The 17,472-nt window shown below is 71.3% G+C and carries 9 protein-coding genes and 1 tRNA gene; 9 read left to right on the top strand and 1 reads right to left on the bottom strand.

The genetic code is table 11. From position 1 onward, the window contains the following. Nucleotides 1–170 precede the first annotated feature (170 nt). A complete protein-coding gene (locus tag AB0F62_RS23910) occupies nt 171–1,151 on the top strand; it encodes a DegT/DnrJ/EryC1/StrS family aminotransferase (protein ID WP_361802524.1) in 981 nt (326 codons plus the stop codon). An 82-nt stretch (nt 1,152–1,233) separates the two neighbouring features. Next, nucleotides 1,234–1,306 (top strand) — tRNA-Thr (locus AB0F62_RS23905). A gap of 95 nt (nt 1,307–1,401) precedes the next feature. Here the strand turns inward: AB0F62_RS23905 and AB0F62_RS23900 are convergent. Further along, complete coding sequence (locus AB0F62_RS23900; RefSeq protein ID WP_361802521.1) at nt 1,402–4,017, bottom strand: SpoIIE family protein phosphatase; 2,616 nt, start codon at nt 4,015–4,017, stop codon at nt 1,402–1,404. A gap of 440 nt (nt 4,018–4,457) precedes the next feature. Here AB0F62_RS23900 and AB0F62_RS23895 point away from each other — a divergent pair, with 440 nt between their 5' ends. From AB0F62_RS23895 to AB0F62_RS23865, 7 genes are all read left to right on the top strand, one after another. Then, nucleotides 4,458–9,770, top strand: a complete 5,313-nt coding sequence (locus AB0F62_RS23895; RefSeq protein ID WP_361802542.1) for a HAMP domain-containing protein — start codon at nt 4,458–4,460, stop codon at nt 9,768–9,770. Between the two features lie 258 nt (nt 9,771–10,028). Beyond that, nucleotides 10,029–10,709: a response regulator gene (locus AB0F62_RS23890; protein ID WP_361802518.1), complete on the top strand. Its 681-nt coding sequence runs from the start codon at nt 10,029–10,031 to the stop codon at nt 10,707–10,709. A gap of 114 nt (nt 10,710–10,823) precedes the next feature. Continuing rightward, nucleotides 10,824–13,454 carry a DNA translocase FtsK gene (locus AB0F62_RS23885; protein WP_361802515.1) on the top strand — a complete coding sequence of 877 codons (2,631 nt, stop codon included), beginning with the start codon at nt 10,824–10,826 and terminating at the stop codon, nt 13,452–13,454. A gap of 220 nt (nt 13,455–13,674) precedes the next feature. Continuing rightward, nucleotides 13,675–14,478 carry a RodZ domain-containing protein gene (locus AB0F62_RS23880; RefSeq protein WP_361802512.1) on the top strand — a complete coding sequence of 268 codons (804 nt, stop codon included), beginning with the start codon at nt 13,675–13,677 and terminating at the stop codon, nt 14,476–14,478. Between the two features lie 113 nt (nt 14,479–14,591). Beyond that, nucleotides 14,592–16,076: a 30S ribosomal protein S12 methylthiotransferase RimO gene (gene rimO / locus AB0F62_RS23875; protein ID WP_361802509.1), complete on the top strand. Its 1,485-nt coding sequence runs from the start codon at nt 14,592–14,594 to the stop codon at nt 16,074–16,076. Beyond that, on the top strand, nt 16,073–16,858 hold the full coding sequence (gene pgsA, locus AB0F62_RS23870) for a CDP-diacylglycerol--glycerol-3-phosphate 3-phosphatidyltransferase (RefSeq protein ID WP_361802506.1): 786 nt from the start codon (nt 16,073–16,075) through the stop codon (nt 16,856–16,858). Before rimO ends, pgsA begins: the two co-directional genes overlap by 4 nt. Next, nucleotides 16,855–17,397: a CinA family protein gene (locus AB0F62_RS23865; protein ID WP_361802504.1), complete on the top strand. Its 543-nt coding sequence runs from the start codon at nt 16,855–16,857 to the stop codon at nt 17,395–17,397. The genes pgsA and AB0F62_RS23865 overlap by 4 nt, the downstream gene beginning before the upstream one ends. Nucleotides 17,398–17,472: the final 75 nt, after the last annotated feature.

Genomic DNA, 17,472 nt, shown 5'->3' with positions numbered 1-17,472 from the left:
CCCCTCCCCCTTTCCGTTTGGGGTTCTTTTGGCCCCCCCCCACAATCAATACCCCGCCGGCCCCCCGGCCCCGCGGGGGGGCCACGGCTCTTTGGCGTTTCCACACCCGTTGTTCATGTTCAGATCAACGGCTCATCATCCGCTCCGGTGATCCTTGTCCCGACGGGCAAGTGGAGGTGAGTCTGATGCAGCAGTTCCTGGTACAGGGTGCTGAAGTGGCGGCGCTGGAGGACGAGTTCTCATCGGCGGTCGACGGGCGTCATGCCGTGGCCGTGGACTCGGTGAACTCCGCGGTCCGGCTGGCGCTGCTGTCGCTCGGTGTCGGCGCCGGCGAGGAGGTGATCCTGCCGTCGTTCGCTCCCCTGGAGACCGCGGCGGCGGTGCGTTCGGCCGGAGCGGTGCCGGTCTTCGCGGACATCGATCCCCTGACGTTCTGCCTCGACCCCGAGGCCGTCGCCGCCGCGATCACGCCCCTCACGGTGGCGATCCTTCCGGTGCACCTCTTCGGGCACCCCGCGGCCGTGGACCAGATCACCGACATCGCCACCCGGCACGGTCTGGCGATCGTCGAGGACGCCACCCAGGCCCAGGCGGCGACGCTGGCGGGCCGCAGGGTCGGGACCTACGGGGTGCTGAGCGTGTTCGCCGTCGAGGAGGGGGCCGTGGTCACCACGGAGCACCCCGAACTGGCGGGCGCCGTCAAGCGGCTCCGGGACACGACGCACCCGGCGACGCGGATGACCGACGGCAAGGCGTCGGCCGGCCGCGGGGCGCTGGGGAGGCTCGCCGGGGCCGTGGCCCGGCAGCGGGCCAACTGCCGTTATCTGGACTCGGCTCTGACGGGCGTGCTGGTGCCGTACGTGGAGCCCGGCGCCCACCATGTCTACCACCGCTACACGGTGCGGATACCGGGGAACGGTCGGCCGGACCGGGACGCGTTCGCGATGGCGCTGGCCGCACGCGGCGTGCGGGCGGATGTGAGCATCCCGACCCCCGTGCACCGGCTTCCGGGGTACCGGTCGAGCGCGTACCTGCCCAGGACGGAGAAGGCGGCCGGGGAGACCTTGTCGCTGCCCGTCCACTCGGGTCTGACGGAGAAGGAGTTGGAGCGGATGGCCGGGGTGTGCAACACCCTCGGCGGTCTGCTCTGACCCCGGGCTTCCCGTCCGCTCCGCGCGTCGAGCGGATTTCCGAACGGCGGCGTCCATGGGTTAAGATCCTTCACGTCGACGCGCCCCAATAGCTCAGTCGGCAGAGCGTCTCCATGGTAAGGAGAAGGTCTACGGTTCGATTCCGTATTGGGGCTCTGATGAGGAAAGGCCCCCGCCGTTCGGCGGGGGCCTTTCTTGTTGTTCCTGCCCGTCCCGTGCCTTTCGGCGGGGTTCCGCGGGACTGCCCGCGCTACGCGGGCAGTTCGGGGACGCGCATGGAGAGGATGGCCATGTCGTCGGAGGGCGCGTCGGAGGCGAAGCGCTCGACGGCCCGCTGGATGCGCGCCGCGACGGCGCCCGCCGTGAGGCCCGTGCAGGTCGCGAGGACGTCGGCGAGGCCGTCGTCGCCGAGCATGCGGTTGCCCTCGCGCCGTTCGGTGACGCCGTCCGTGACGCAGAGCAGGACGTCGCCGGGGTCGAGGGTGACGGTCTGCTCGACGAGTTCGAGGTCCTCGATGACACCGAGGAGCGGCTGGGGCTCCGCGGCGGGTTCGACGACGCCGCTCTGCCGCAGTCGCAGCGGCAGCGGGTGGCCGGCGCAGACGACCTTCAGGACGGCGCTGCCGTCGCTCTGCGGCCACATCTCGCCGTAGAGGAGGGTGAGGAAGCGGCTGCGGGCTCCCTCGTCCAGGATGGCCGCGTTGAGCCGCTCCAGGACGGAGGGGCCGCTGAAGCCCTCGCGGGCGAGCAGGCGCAGCGCGTGCCGGGCGAGGCCGGTCACGGCGGCGGCCTCGGGGCCGGTGCCGCACACGTCGCCGATGGCGAAGCCCCAGCATCCGTCGCGGATGGGGAACACGTCGTAGAAGTCGCCGCCGACCTCGTTGCCCTCGCCGGCGGCCCGGTAGACGACCTCGACCTCGACGCCGGGGATCACCGGGAGGCCGGGCGGCAGCAGACTGCGCTGGAGGGACTGGCTGATGGCGGTGCGCTCGCTGTAGAGGCGGGCGTTGTCCAGGGCGAGGGCGGCCCGCCGCGACAGGTCCTCGGCGAGTTCCAGGATCTCCTGGCGGAAGCGCTCGTCGGAGGACCTGCCCAGGGTGAGCATGCCGATGACGCGGTTGCGGGCCACGAGCGGCAGGACGACGGTCTCGCCGCCCACCGCGGCCGCGGTCGCCAGGGCCGTGCCGGGGCCGGTGGCGGGGCGGCCCGCCTCGCCCAGGCCCAGGCTGCGCAGCGAGGCGCGCAGGGCGGTGGAGTGGGCGGCGTCGGCCGGGGCGGTCCAGACCCGGGCCCCGGGGGTGGGGTCCGGCTCCGGAGGCGCGAGGCGGGACAGCAGGGCCTTGATGCCGTCGATGCGGTCCTCGTCCTCGTGCAGGACGAAGGCGAGTTCGGGCTCCGAGGCCTGGTCGGCGATGGTGTAGACGGCGCACCAGTTGGCCAGGGTCGGCACGGTCATCTGGGCCATCAGGGCGAGTGTCTGGTCGCGTTCCAGCGTCCCGGCCAGCAGGTCGGAGGCCTCGACGAGGAAGGACAGCGAGCCGCGGCGCAGCCGCTCGAGTTCGGTGAGGCGGGCGCTCTCCACCGCCAGCGCGATGCGGTCGGCGGCGAACTGCAGGCGCAGCGCCTCCTCGTTGGTGTAGCGGCCCGGGCTCTCGGCGGCGACGCCGAGCGAGCCGGTGAGGCGGCCCTCGACCTTGAGGGGAACGGTGACGACGGAGCGCATGCCGGTGCCGGCGAGCAGCGGGACGGCGCCGGGCACGGCGGTGAGGTCCTCGTGGACGGCGGGCATGCGGGCGCTGCCGTAGCGGCCGGTGCCGGCCTCGACGGGTACCCGGGCGAAGCGCTGGCGGGCGGAGGGCAGACCCGTGGAGGCGCGTACCTCCAGCTCGGTCTCGTCGTCGGTGGCGAGCAGCAGATAGGCGGCGTCGCCGTCGAGCATGTCGCGGGCGCGCTCCACGGTGCGCTGCAGCAGCCCGTCGAGGTCGTCGGGGGCGGGGGAGCCGATGAAGGACTCGAAGGGGTCGACGGCCTTGCCGCGTTCGGCGCCGCGCTCGACGGCGACCATGCCGCGGCCGGGGTTCTGCAGGACGGCGCGCTCGTCCTCGCGTACCAGCAGGCACACCGTGGACGGCTCGCCGGAGGTGTCCCGGACGCGCAGGTGCGTGCCGTAGACGGGGAGGATCCGCCCGTCGGCGTCGCGGACGCCGTAGCTGCCCTCCCAGCGGGACAGCAGCAGCGCCTCGGCGATGCCGTGGCCGGTGCCGGGGGTCTGCGGCCAGGCGGCGAAGTCGCCGAGCGGCTTGCCGGTGACCTGGTCGCCGGGGTGGCCGAAGAGTTCGGCGGCGTCCTGGTTCCAGCGGGTGATGATGCCGCCGCGGTCGACCTGGACGACCGCGACGCGGACTCGTTCGTCGGCCAGCGGCAGCGCCTGGACGGGCAGGGCCGGTCCGGCGGAGCGGGTGCCCGCGGGGCGCTGGGGGAGGTCCAGGCGGAACCAGACGTGCTTGTTGGCGGCGGTGTACTCCACACCCCATCGGCTGGCCAGGGCCGAGCACAGGAGCAGCCCGCGGCCGCCCTCGTGGTCCGGGTGGATCTGCTTCTTGGCGTCGTGGAGAGGAAGCTCACGTTCCGGGTAGCGGTCGGCGACCTCGATGCGTACGGCGGACTCGTAGCGCAGGCACTGGACGTCGGCGGCGGTACCGGCGTGGACCACGGCGTTGGTGACGAGTTCGCTGGTGAGCACGACGGCGTCGTCGACGACTTCGGAGAATCCCCAGCCCTGGAGGGTGTCGCGGACGAACGCGCGTGCGGTGGCGACCGAGCGTCCCACGGGTTCGAAGGTGGCCGCTGCCCGCGCCGTGATCACAGATCTCCTTGTTTGTCCCGGGACGTCACCATTCGTCGTCCGCTGTACTGTCACCACCGGCCCCCACTTCGAGGTGTACGCCCGGCCCAAGGTGGGCAACCGCATGCCAGGTTACTTACCCCCGGCGACCGCGTGTGTGCCGGTTGGGGGTGTTCCTGCCCCGATCATGACGCCGGTCATATGCGATGCTGCCGAACTGTTATGGCCGGGCCCGGGCATGGTGAAACACTGGTCATGCCTGAACGAGGCACCTGCAGGTCGGTCGACCCTCCGGGAGGGACACGGTGGAGTCTGGCGCATCGGCGCGAGGCGGCGCGGCAACCGCGGCGAAGCGGAGCGGTTCCGCACGAGTGAAGAACGCGCGGTCGCGTACGAGTGGGACCGGGACCGTCGAGGTCGACTCGGCGGCCCTGCACAGACTGCTGTCCGCGTTGGAGTCCATGCGGGACGGCAACTTCCGCAAGCGGCTGACGGTCACCGGCGACGGGGTCATGGCGGAGATCTCCGCCGTGTTCAACGAGGTCGCCGACCGCAACCAGCACCTGACCGGTGAGCTGGCGCGGGTGCGGCGGGTCGTCGGCCGAGAGGGCAAGCTGGCCGAGCGCCTGGAGACGGGGGTGTGCGAGGGCGCCTGGGCGGCGGCCATCGACGCCTCCAACGCGCTCGTGGACGACCTCGTGCGCCCCATGTCCGAGGTCGGCCGGGTGCTGTCGGCGGTCGCGGAGGGCGACCTGGAGCAGCGGATGGACCTGCGCGCGCAGGGCGCCGACGGCTCGGGGCATCCGCTGCGCGGCGAGTTCCTCAAGGTGGGCCGCACGGTCAACGGGCTGGTCGACCAGTTGTCCACGTTCACCGACGAGGTGACCCGCGTGGCGAGCGAGGTCGGCACCGAGGGCAAGCTCGGCGGCCAGGCCCGCGTACGTGGAATGTCCGGTTCGTGGAAGGACCTCACGGATTCGGTCAACACCATGGCGTCCCGGCTGACGGCCCAGGTGCGTGACATCGCTCTCGTCACGACGGCGGTCGCCAAGGGCGATCTGTCGCGCAAGGTCACCGTGCACGTGGCCGGCGAGATGCTGGAGCTGAAGAACACCGTCAACACGATGGTGGACCAGCTCTCCTCCTTCGCCTCCGAGGTGACCCGCGTCGCCCGCGAGGTCGGCACCGAGGGTCAGCTGGGCGGCCAGGCCAAGGTCGCGGGTGTCGACGGCGTCTGGAAGGACCTCACCGACTCCGTCAACCTGATGGCCGGCAACCTGACGGCACAGGTGCGCGACATCGCCCAGGTGACCACCGCGGTCGCCAACGGCGACCTGTCGCAGAAGATCACCATCGGCGCGCGCGGCGAGGTCGCGCAGCTCGCCGAGACCGTCAACGCGATGACCGAGACCCTGCGCACCTTCGCCGACGAGGTGACCCGTGTCGCGGGCGAGGTCGGCGCGGAGGGCCGGCTCGGCGGCCAGGCGCAGGTGCCGGGCGCGGCGGGCACCTGGAAGGACCTCACCGACTCGGTGAACACCGCGTTCCGCAACCTGACCGGCCAGGTGCGGGACATCGCGCAGGTGACGACGGCGGTCGCAGGCGGCGACCTGTCGCAGAAGGTCACGGTGGACGTCTCCGGCGAGATGCTGGAGCTGAAGAACACCGTGAACACGATGGTCGACCAGTTGTCGGCCTTCGGCGCCGAGGTGACCCGCGTCGCCCGCGAGGTCGGCGTCGAGGGCGAGTTGGGCGGCCAGGCGCAGGTGCCGGGTGCGGCGGGTCTGTGGAAGGACCTGACGGATTCGGTGAACACCGCGTTCCGCAACCTCACCGGCCAGGTCCGCAACATCGCGCAGGTGACGACGGCGGTCGCCAACGGCGACCTGTCGCAGAAGGTCACGGTGGACGTCTCCGGCGAGATGCTGGAGCTGAAGAACACCGTCAACCGCATGGTGGACCAGCTCTCCTCCTTCGCCGGCCAGGTGACCCGCATGGCCCGGGACGTGGGCACGGAGGGCCGGCTCGGCGGTCAGGCCCGCGTCGACGGCGTCAGCGGCGTGTGGAAGGAACTGACCGACTCCGTCAACTTCATGGCGGGCAACCTCACCTCGCAGGTGCGCCAGATCGCGCAGGTGACGACGGCGGTGGCGCGGGGCGACCTGTCGCAGAAGGTCGACGTCGACGCGCGCGGCGAGATCCTGGAGCTGAAGAACACCATCAACACGATGGTGGATCAGCTCTCGTCCTTCGCCGAGCAGGTGACCCGGGTGGCCCGCGAGGTGGGCACCGAGGGCCGGCTCGGCGGCCAGGCGCAGGTGCCGGGCGTGGCCGGCGTGTGGCGCGACCTCACCGACTCCGTCAACGGCATGGCGGGCAACCTGACCGCGCAGGTGCGGAACATCGCGCAGGTGGCCACGGCGGTGGCCCGCGGTGACCTGTCGCAGAAGATCGACGTCGACGCGCGCGGCGAGATCCTGGAGCTGAAGAACGTCCTCAACACGATGGTGGACCAGCTCTCCGCCTTCGGCGACGAGGTGACCCGGGTGGCCCGCGAGGTGGGCACCGAGGGCATCCTGGGCGGGCAGGCCGAGGTCAAGGGCGTGTCGGGCACCTGGAAGGACCTGACGCAGTCCGTCAACTTCATGGCGAACAACCTGACCATGCAGGTCCGCAACATCGCCGAGGTCACCACCGCGGTCGCCCAGGGCGACCTGTCCAAGAAGATCACCGTCGACGCCAAGGGCGAGATCCTCGCCCTGGTCACCACGGTGAACACGATGGTCGACCAGCTGTCCGCGTTCGCCGACGAGGTGACCCGCGTGGCCCGCGAGGTGGGCACCGAGGGCCAGCTGGGCGGCCAGGCGCGCGTGCGGGACGTCTCCGGCATCTGGAAGGACCTCACCGACAACGTCAACCTGATGGCCAACAACCTGACCAGCCAGGTGCGTTCGATCTCCTCCGTGGCCACCGCCGTTGCCAACGGCGACCTCACCAAGAAGATCACCGTCGAGGCGCGCGGCGAGGTCGCGCAGCTCGCCGAGACCATCAACACGATGGTCGACACGCTCTCCGCCTTCGGTGACGAGGTGACCCGGGTGGCCCGCGAGGTGGGCACCGACGGCATCCTCGGCGGTCAGGCGCGCGTACCGGGCGTGTCCGGTTCGTGGAAGGACCTCACCGAGTCGGTGAACAACATGGCGTCCAACCTGACCGGCCAGGTCCGCAACATCGCCATGGTCACCACCGCGGTGGCCCGCGGCGACCTGTCCAAGAAGATCGACGTCGACGCGCACGGCGAGATCCTGGAGCTGAAGACGACCATCAACACGATGGTCGACCAGCTGTCGGCCTTCGGTGACCAGGTGACCCGGGTGGCCCGCGAGGTGGGCACCGAGGGCCGGCTGGGCGGTCAGGCCCGGGTGCCGGGCGTGTCCGGCATCTGGAAGGACCTCACCGAGTCGGTGAACCTGATGGCGAACAACCTGACCCGTCAGGTGCGGAACATCGCCCAGGTGGCCACCGCGGTGACCCGCGGCGACCTCAACATCCGTACGGACGTGGACGCGGCGGGCGAGATCCTGGAGCTCCAGGACTACATCAACACCATGATCGTGCGCCTCCGGGAGACCACGCTCGCCAACAAGGAGCAGGACTGGCTCAAGGGCAACCTCGCCCGCATCTCCGGTCTGATGCAGGGCCGCCGCGACCTCAACGACGTGGCGGGCCTGATCATGAGCGAGCTGACCCCGGTGGTCTCCGCCCAGCACGGCGCCTTCTTCATCGCGGAGGAGCCGACCGGCGGCGAGGAGATCGACGAGGGCTACGAGCTGCGGCTGAGCGGCTCGTACGGATTCTCCAAGCGGACGATGCCCACCGTCTTCCTGCCCGGCGAGGGCCTGATCGGCACCTCCGCGGTCGAGAAGCGCTCGATCCTGGTGGAGGACGTGCCGCCGGGCTACCTGCGCATCTCCTCCGGGCTCGGCGAGGCGCCGCCGGCGCACGTCATCGTGCTGCCGGTGGTCTTCGAGGACCGGGTGCTCGGGGTGATCGAACTGGCCTCCTTCCAGCCGTTCACCCAGATCCAGAAGGACTTCCTCGGCCAGATCACCGACATGATCGCGGTCAGCGTCAACACCATCAGCGTGAACACCAAGACCGAGTATCTGCTGGAGCAGTCGCAGGAGCTGACCGAGCAGCTGCGGGAGCGCTCGGCGGAGCTGGAGAAGCGGCAGAAGCAGCTGCAGATGTCCAACACGGAGCTGGAGGAGAAGGCCGAGCTGCTGGCCCGCCAGAACCGCGACATCGAGGTGAAGAACACCGAGATCGAGGAGGCCCGCCAGGTCCTGGAGGAGCGCGCCGAGCAGCTGGCGGTCTCGATGCGCTACAAGTCCGAGTTCCTGGCGAACATGTCGCACGAGCTGCGCACCCCGCTCAACTCGCTGCTCATCCTGGCCAAGCTGCTCGCGGACAACGCCGAGGGCAACCTCTCCCCGAAGCAGGTCGAGTTCGCCGAGACGATCCACGGCGCCGGATCCGACCTGCTGCAGCTGATCAACGACATCCTGGACCTGTCCAAGGTCGAGGCGGGCAAGATGGACGTCAGCCCGACCCGCATCGCCCTGGTCCAGCTGGTCGACTACGTGGAGGCCACCTTCCGTCCGCTCACCGCGGAGAAGGGGCTGGACTTCTCCGTGCGGGTCTCCCCGGAGCTGCCCGCCACCCTGCACACCGACGAGCAGCGGCTGCTGCAGGTGCTGCGCAACCTGCTGTCGAACGCGGTGAAGTTCACCGACAGCGGCTCGGTCGAGCTCGTCATCCGCCCGGCCGGTCCGGACGTACCGCAGGCGATCCGGGAGCAGTTGCTGGAGTCCGGCTCCCTGCGGGGCGCGGACGAGCCGCTGATCGCCTTCTCGGTGACCGACACGGGCATCGGCATCGCCGCCAGCAAGATGCGGGTCATCTTCGAGGCGTTCAAGCAGGCGGACGGCACCACCAGCCGCAAGTACGGCGGTACGGGCCTCGGCCTGTCGATCAGCCGGGAGATCGCCCGGCTGCTCGGCGGCGAGATCCACGCCGACAGCCAGCCCGGCCGCGGCTCGACCTTCACCCTCTACCTGCCGCTCAACAGCACCGAACTCCCGCTCCAGGGCTATCCCCAGCTCCCCGGCGAGGTGGCCGGAGAGCTGGAGGGAGCGCCGACCGAGCCGCTCCACGCCCCCGCGCACGGCCATGTGGGGGCGCGCGGGCGCGGCGCGGGCAGCAGCCTGGCGCGGCTGCGCCGCCGTTCGGCGGCGCCCCGGCCCGCGGCCGCCGGGCCGCTGGAGCGCGCCACGCTGCCCGAGTCGTGGGTGGAAGGCGCGCACAGCGACGCCTACACCGGCTTCGCGGGCGGATTCAGCGGCGAGAAGGTGCTCATCGTCGACGACGACATCCGGAACGTCTTCGCCCTCACCAGCGTGCTGGAGCAGCACGGGCTGACCGTGCTGTACGCCGAGAACGGCAGGGAGGGGATCGAGGTCCTGGAGCAGCACGACGATGTCGCGGTCGTCCTGATGGACATCATGATGCCGGAGATGGACGGTTACGCGACCACGGCCGCGATCCGCAGGATGCCGCAGTTCGCGGGGCTGCCGATCATCGCGCTGACGGCGAAGGCGATGAAGGGCGACCGGGAGAAGAGCATCGAGTCGGGAGCGTCGGACTATGTCGCGAAGCCGGTGGACACCGACCACCTGCTCGCGGTGATGGAGCAGTGGATGCAGAGCAGGTGACGCCACGTTGGGTGACCGGCCGGGCAACGGTCGGTGAAAGCCCATGACTCGGCGTGCGCGAAGAGGTGTGAGAGTGCGGGATTCTGGGAACCTTCTGGTCTCCGCTTGCGTTTCTGCTACGTGCACAGTGACATGGCGGTGACAGGGTGTGGCGGACAGCGGGGTGCGGCTACCATGACCGGCACAAGGACGGGCGGCGCTCAGGAGTCGTCCATGGGGGCGGCGACCGGTGCAGTGCCGGGGCGAGGAGGGCGGGCCATGGTGCAGAAGGCCAAGATCCTCCTGGTCGATGACCGGCCGGAGAATCTGCTGGCGCTGGAGGCCATCCTCTCCGCGCTCGATCAGACCCTGGTGCGGGCATCGTCCGGGGAGGAAGCGCTCAAGGCGCTGCTCACGGACGACTTCGCGGTGATCCTGCTCGATGTCCAGATGCCGGGCATGGACGGGTTCGAGACCGCGGCGCACATCAAGCGCCGCGAACGCACGCGGGACATCCCGATCATCTTCCTGACCGCCATCAACCACGGGCCGCACCACACCTTCCGCGGCTACGCGGCCGGCGCCGTGGACTACATCTCCAAGCCCTTCGACCCGTGGGTGCTGCGCGCCAAGGTCTCGGTCTTCGTCGAGCTCTACATGAAGAACTGCCAGCTGCGCGAGCAGGCCTCCCTGCTGCGCCTGCAGCTGGAGCAGGGCGCGCGGCAGGGCGCCAACGGCAGCAAGGAGCCCGTGGGGCTGCTCGCCGAGCTCTCCGCGCGGCTCGCGGCGGTGGAGGAGCAGGCGGAGGCGTTGTCCAAGCAGCTCGACGAGTCCGCGGACGCGGCGGCGGTGGCCACGGCCGCCCACCTGGAGCGCAAGCTGACCGGATTGCGCCGGGCCCTGGACGCGCTGGAGCCGGGCACGGGCGGCGGCGACAAGAAGATTCCCTCGCAAGAGTGAAGCCTGTGCGCTGTTTGATGCAGCGTCATCCTTGGTGCATCCGGGGCACGACACGAATGGCGGTATGCGCGGCCAGGCGTGTCGCCCGCGGGGCGGAACGGTAACCTCACCACCATGGCCTCACGTACGTCCGGCACCGCGAAGAAGGCTGCCGCCAAACCTGCGGCCAAGCCCGCGGCGAAGAAGGCCCCCGCGAAGAAGGCGGCGGCGGCCAAGAAGCCGCCCGCCAAGGCGGCGGCGGCCAAACCCGCGCCGAAGCCCGCGCCCTCCCCGACGGGGGGCGTCTACCGGCTCACGCGAGCGGTGTGGCTCGGCCTGGCGCACACCGTGGGCGCCCTCTTCCGCGGCGTCGGGCGCGGCGCGCGCGGGCTCGATCCGGCGCACCGCAAGGACGGCCTGGCGCTGCTGCTGCTCGGTCTCGCGCTCGTGGTGGCCACCGGGACCTGGTCGGACCTGCGCGGTCCGGTGGGCGAGCTGGTCGAGATACTGATCACCGGGCTGTTCGGGCGGCTGGACCTGCTCGTGCCGTTCCTCATCGGTGCCATCGTCTGGCGGCTGATGCGGCACCCGCAGAAGTCCGACGCCAACGGGCGCATCGTCATCGGCCTGACCACCCTCACCGTCGGTGTGCTGGGCCTGGTGCACATCGGCTGCGGCGCCCCCGGACGCGGCCAGGGCGCCGACGCGATCCGCGACGCGGGCGGCCTGATCGGCTGGGCGGCGGCCGCGCCGCTCGACTACACCGCCGGCGCGCCGCTGGCGGTGGCCCTGCTGGCGCTGCTCACCTTCTTCGGGCTGCTGGTGACGACCGCGACCCCGCTCAACGCCATCCCGCGGCGGCTGCGTGAACTCGGCGTCCGGCTCGGCCTGGTGGAGGAGCAGGGCGCCGCCGGGTCCGACGACGACGCCGTGCCCTTCAGCGACCTGCTGGAGGAGGGGGCCGCGCAGGACGGCGGGGAGGGCCGGCCGCGCCGGCGCCCCAAGCGCCGCCAGGAGCGGCCGCAACTGCCCGATCTCACGCCCAGCGACGGCCTCGACGCGGTGGACCTGGCCTACGGGGTGGCCGCCGATCTCGACGGCGCCCTCGCCTACGGTGTGCCCGGCTCCTCCGTCGTCGCGGACCTCGTCAGCCAGTCCCTGCCGCAGACCCGGGACACCCGCGAGGCCGAGGACACCGCCGGCCCGTCCGTGCCCGACCTCACCAAGGCGGCGCCGCCCGACCAGGGCGCACCGCTGCCGCCGCGCGCCGAGCAACTCCAGCTGTCCGGCGACATCACCTACAGCCTGCCCTCTCTGGACCTGTTGGAGCGTGGCGGCCCCGGGCGCACCCGCAGCGCCGCCAACGACGCCGTGGTCGAGTCGCTGACAAGCGTCTTCTCGCAGTTCAAGGTCGACGCGCGGGTCACCGGCTTCACCCGCGGGCCGACGGTGACCCGCTACGAGGTGGAACTGGGCCAGGCCGTCAAGGTCGAGCGGATCACGGCGCTCGCCAAGAACATCGCGTACGCCGTCGCCAGTCCCGACGTGCGGATCATCAGCCCGATCCCCGGCAAGTCGGCGGTCGGCATCGAGATCCCCAACAGCGACCGCGAGATGGTCAACCTCGGCGACGTGCTGCGCTCGGCGGACGCCGCCGGCGAGGAGCACCCGATGACGGTGGGCCTCGGCAAGGATGTCGAGGGCGGCTATGTCATGGCCAACCTCGCGCGCATGCCGCACATCCTCGTCGCGGGCGCCACCGGCTCCGGCAAGTCCTCCTGCATCAACTGCCTGATCACCTCGATCCTGGCGCGTGCCACGCCCGACGAGGTGCGCATGGTGCTGGTGGACCCCAAGCGCGTCGAGCTGACCGCGTACGAGGGCATCCCGCACCTCATCACACCGATCATCACCAACCCCAAGCGGGCCGCCGAGGCGCTGCAGTGGGTCGTGCGCGAGATGGACCTGCGCTACGACGACCTGGCCGCCTACGGCTTCCGGCACATCGACGACTTCAACGCCGCCGTGCGCAGCGGCAAGGTGAGGCCTCCGGAGGGCAGCGAGCGCGAGCTGGCGCCCTATCCCTACCTGCTGGTGATCGTCGACGAGCTGGCCGACCTGATGATGGTCGCGCCGCGCGACGTGGAGGACGCGATCGTCCGCATCACCCAGCTCGCCCGCGCCGCCGGCATCCACCTCGTCCTCGCCACGCAGCGGCCCAGCGTCGACGTCGTCACCGGTCTCATCAAGGCCAACGTGCCCTCCAGGCTGGCCTTCGCGACCTCCTCGCTCGCCGACAGCCGGGTCATCCTCGACCAGGCGGGTGCCGAGAAGCTGATCGGAAAGGGTGACGGGCTGTTCCTCCCGATGGGGGCGAACAAGCCGGTCCGCATGCAGGGCGCCTTCATCACCGAGGACGAGATCCACGCCGTCGTCACCCACTGCAAGGCGCAGTTGACCCCCGCCTACCGCGAGGACGTGGTCGTCGGCGGAGGTCCGAAGAAGGAGATCGACGAGGAGATCGGCGACGATCTGGACCTGTTGTGCCAGGCGGCGGAGCTGGTGGTCTCCACGCAGTTCGGCTCGACTTCGATGCTCCAGCGCAAACTGCGTGTCGGCTTCGCCAAAGCGGGCAGGCTCATGGACCTGATGGAATCGCGCGGGATCGTCGGACCCAGCGAGGGATCCAAGGCCCGCGACGTACTGGTCAAGCCGGACGAGATGGACGGAGTGCTCGCCCTGCTCCGCGGCGAGGCCGGTTCGTAGCCATTCCGTGGCTCACTCGTAAGTGGGTTGGGCGCAACCGTTGCTCCCACCCGTACGTCAAGTTATTGCAGGGGGAAGGCGTATGGCCGACTGTCATCGGCGCCGGGAGAGACGGCAATCCTGATGGCGGACAAACAACGCCCGCCCGCTTGCCCGTCCTTTTGCCCACCCCCCTAGACTGAGTCTCCAGCAGGTGGCTACACGCTCGAAAGGCGCCCCCGTGTCCATCGGCAACCCGCCCCCCGACGACCGGCTCTCGGTCGGTCGCGCCCTCGCCCAGGCCCGCATCAGCGCGGGTCTGACCGTCGACGAGGTCAGTACCACAACGCGTGTGCGCCCGCCCATCGTGCACGCGATCGAGCAGGACGATTTCTCCCGCTGCGGCGGCGACGTGTACGCCCGCGGTCACATCAGGGCCATCTCGCGCGCCGTGGGCCTCGATCCCGAGGCCCTGATCGAGCAGTTCTCGGCGGAGCACGGCAGTGCGCCCGCCCCGACCCCCGTGGCGCCGCTGTACGAGGCGGAGCGGATGCGGTCCGAGCCGCGCCGTCCCAACTGGACCGCCGCCATGGTCGCGGCGATCGTCGCCGTCGTCGGTTTCGTCGGCTTCACCCTCTTCAGCGGCGGCGAGGACGGTGACAAGCAGCCGGTGGCGGGCAAGCCGAGTGCGGCGAGCCCGGCGGCCAAACCGTCCCAGAGCACGTCCGCGAGCGCGGCGCCGAGGCCCGAGGCGTCGGACAGCGCGATCGCCGCCGCTCCGGCCGACAAGGTCACGGTCAAGCTCACCGCCCAGAACGACAAGAGCTGGATCCAGGCGGTGGACAGCAACGGCCGGCAGCTCTACCAGGGAAGTCTGGAGCCGGGCGACTCCAAGACCTTCACCGACAAGAGCAAGATCAACCTCATCATCGGCAACGCCGGTGCCGTCCACCTCTTCGTCAACGGCAAGGACCTCGGTCCGGCGGGCGACCCCGGTCAGGTTCAGCGCCTCACCTTCACCCCCGGCGACCCGGAAGCGGGGTGACGCCCGGCTCCACGGGCGCGCACGGACACCGCGGCGCCCGGCGCGGGACGCTCGTCCCGCGCCGGGCGCCGCTGCGCGTCGGAGCCCCGCCGGGGACAAAGTAGGCTGAGCCTATGTCCGAACCCCGTACCGTCGCTCTTGTCACGCTCGGCTGCGCCCGTAACGAGGTGGATTCCGAAGAGCTCGCAGGCCGGCTGGCGGCGGACGGGTGGCGGCTCGTCGAGGACGCCGCCGCCGCCGACGTCGCCGTCGTGAACACCTGTGGCTTCGTGGAAGCCGCCAAGAAGGACTCCGTCGACGCCCTGCTGGAGGCGAACGACCTCAAGAGCCACGGCCGTACCCAGGCCGTCGTCGCGGTCGGCTGCATGGCCGAGCGCTACGGCAAGGAGCTGGCCGAGGCCCTGCCCGAGGCCGACGGGGTGCTCGGCTTCGACGACTACGCCGACATCTCCGACCGCCTGCAGACGATCCTCTCCGGCGGTGTCCACGCCTCCCACACGCCGCGCGACCGCCGCAAGCTGCTGCCCATCAGCCCGGCCGCCCGGCAGGCCGCGGGGGACGTCGCGCTCCCCGGGCACGCGCAGACCGCCGAGGAGCCCGCCCCCGCCCCCGAGGACCTCCCCGAGGGCGTGGCGCCCGCCTCCGGGCCCCGCGCCCCGCTGCGCCGCCGGCTCGACAGCAGCCCGGTGGCCTCGGTCAAGCTCGCCTCCGGCTGCGACCGACGGTGCTCCTTCTGCGCGATCCCGTCCTTCCGGGGCTCGTTCATCTCCCGCCGCCCCTCCGACGTGCTGGGCGAGACGCGCTGGCTGGCCGGCCAGGGCGTGAAGGAGATCATGCTGGTCAGCGAGAACAACACCTCGTACGGCAAGGACCTCGGCGACATCCGGCTGCTGGAGACCCTGCTGCCGGAGCTGGCCGCCGTCGACGGCGTCGAGCGGATCCGGGTCAGCTACCTGCAGCCCGCCGAGATGCGGCCCGGGCTGATCGACGTGCTGACCTCGACGCCGAAGGTCGCGCCCTACTTCGACCTGTCGTTCCAGCACTCCGCCCCGGGTGTGCTGCGCGCCATGCGCCGCTTCGGCGACACCGAGCGCTTCCTGGAACTGCTGGACACCATCCGCTCCAAGGCCCCCGAGGCCGGCGTCCGCTCCAACTTCATCGTCGGCTTCCCGGGCGAGTCGGAAGCAGACCTGGAGGAGCTGGAGCGCTTCCTGTCGGCCGCGCGGCTGGACGCCATCGGCGTGTTCGGCTACTCCGACGAGGAGGGCACCGAGGCGGCCGGCTACGAGGACAAGCTCGACGAGGACGTCGTCGCCGAGCGGCTGGCCCGGGTGTCGCGGCTGGCCGAGGAGCTGACCGCGCAGCGGGCCGAGGAGCGACTGGGCTCCACGGTGCACGTGCTGGTCGAGTCGGTCGACGAGGAGGAGGGCGCGGTCGGCCGCGGCGCCCACCAGGCGCCCGAGACCGACGGCCAGGTCCTGCTGACCTCCCACGAGGGCCTGGTGCCCGGATCGTTCGTCGCGGCGAAGGTGGTGGACACCGAAGGCGTCGACCTCGTCGCGGAGCCGCTGGGTACGACGGAGGAGGCCGGCAGATGACGGGAGTCCCGGCGTCCGCCGCCGGCAACCACCGATCCGCGCCCGCCGCCCCGGCGGCCGTGGCCCGGCGCCCCTCGCTGTGGAACATCGCCAACGTCCTGACGATGGTGCGGCTGCTGCTGGTCCCGGGCTTCGTCGTGCTGCTGCTGCACGGTGACGGCCACGACCCGGCGTGGCGCTCCTTCGCCTGGGCGGCCTTCGCCATCGCGATGATCACCGATCTCTTCGACGGCGAGCTGGCCCGGCGCTACGGGCTGGTCACGGACTTCGGCAAGATCGCCGACCCGATCGCCGACAAGGCGATCATGGGCGCGGCGCTGATCGGGCTCTCCGCGCTGGGGGACCTGCCCTGGTGGGTCACCGCGGTGATCCTCTTCCGTGAGCTGGGCATCACGCTGATGCGCTTCTGGGTGATCCGCTGGGGGGTGATCCCGGCCAGCCGGGGCGGCAAGCTGAAGACCCTCACCCAGGGCGTCGCCGTCGGCATGTACATCCTGATCCTCACCGGGCCGCTGGCGACGCTGCGGGCGGTGCTGATGGGCGCCGCGGTGGTGCTGACCGTCGTGACCGGCATGGACTACGTGCGCCAGGCCGTCGTCATGCGCCGGGCCGGGCTGGCGGCACAGCGCACGGCCGCCGCCCACCGGGCGCGCGAGGGGGCGGACAGGCCGGAGGAGGAGCTCACGGAGGGCCGTCCGCCGGAGTACCCGGAGGAGCAGGCGCTGCGGGACGGGCAGGGACAGCCGGAGGGACAGCCGGAGGAGCAAGGACAGGGAGCGTGAGCACCGCCGCGGAGGTACTGGCGCTGCTCGACGCGCGGCGGGAGTCGCTCGCCGTCGCCGAGTCGCTGACCGGCGGCATGGTCGCGGCGGAGCTGACCTCGGTACCGGGCGCCTCCCGGACCTTCCGCGGCTCGGTCACCGCGTACGCCACCGAACTGAAGCGCGACGTGCTGGGCGTGGACGGCGCTCTGCTGGCCGGACGCGGCGCCGTCGACCCGGACGTCGCGCGGGGGATGGCGGAGGGCGTGCGGCACGTGCTGCGCGCCGACTGGGGGGTGTCCACCACCGGTGTCGCCGGCCCCGACCCGCAGGACGGACAGCCGGTCGGCACCGTCTATGTGGCGGTCGCCGGGCCGACCGGCTCGAGGTGCGAGAAACTGCAGTTGAACGGCGATCGTGCCGCGATCCGTACCACAACCGTGAACGCCGTTCTGACCCTCTTGCACCAGACGCTCGTGACGGGCGGGAGAACCCCCGACCAATCGCCGACGGCGAAGGGTAGGGAAGAGAGCGGGGGGAAGGGATGTTTGCAGCCCTGAGTGAACACGTCATCGCTCCCCGCACGGCCGGTGTCGGAGGCGGTACGGTGGGGCAAGAAGGTTGCGAATTCGCGG

The sequence above is a fragment of the Streptomyces sp. NPDC026673 genome (assembly GCF_040638135.1).
Lineage (GTDB): Bacteria > Actinomycetota > Actinomycetes > Streptomycetales > Streptomycetaceae > Actinacidiphila.
The sequence above is the reverse complement of the archived record's forward strand: the minus strand, read 5'-3'. Positions and strand labels throughout refer to the sequence as shown.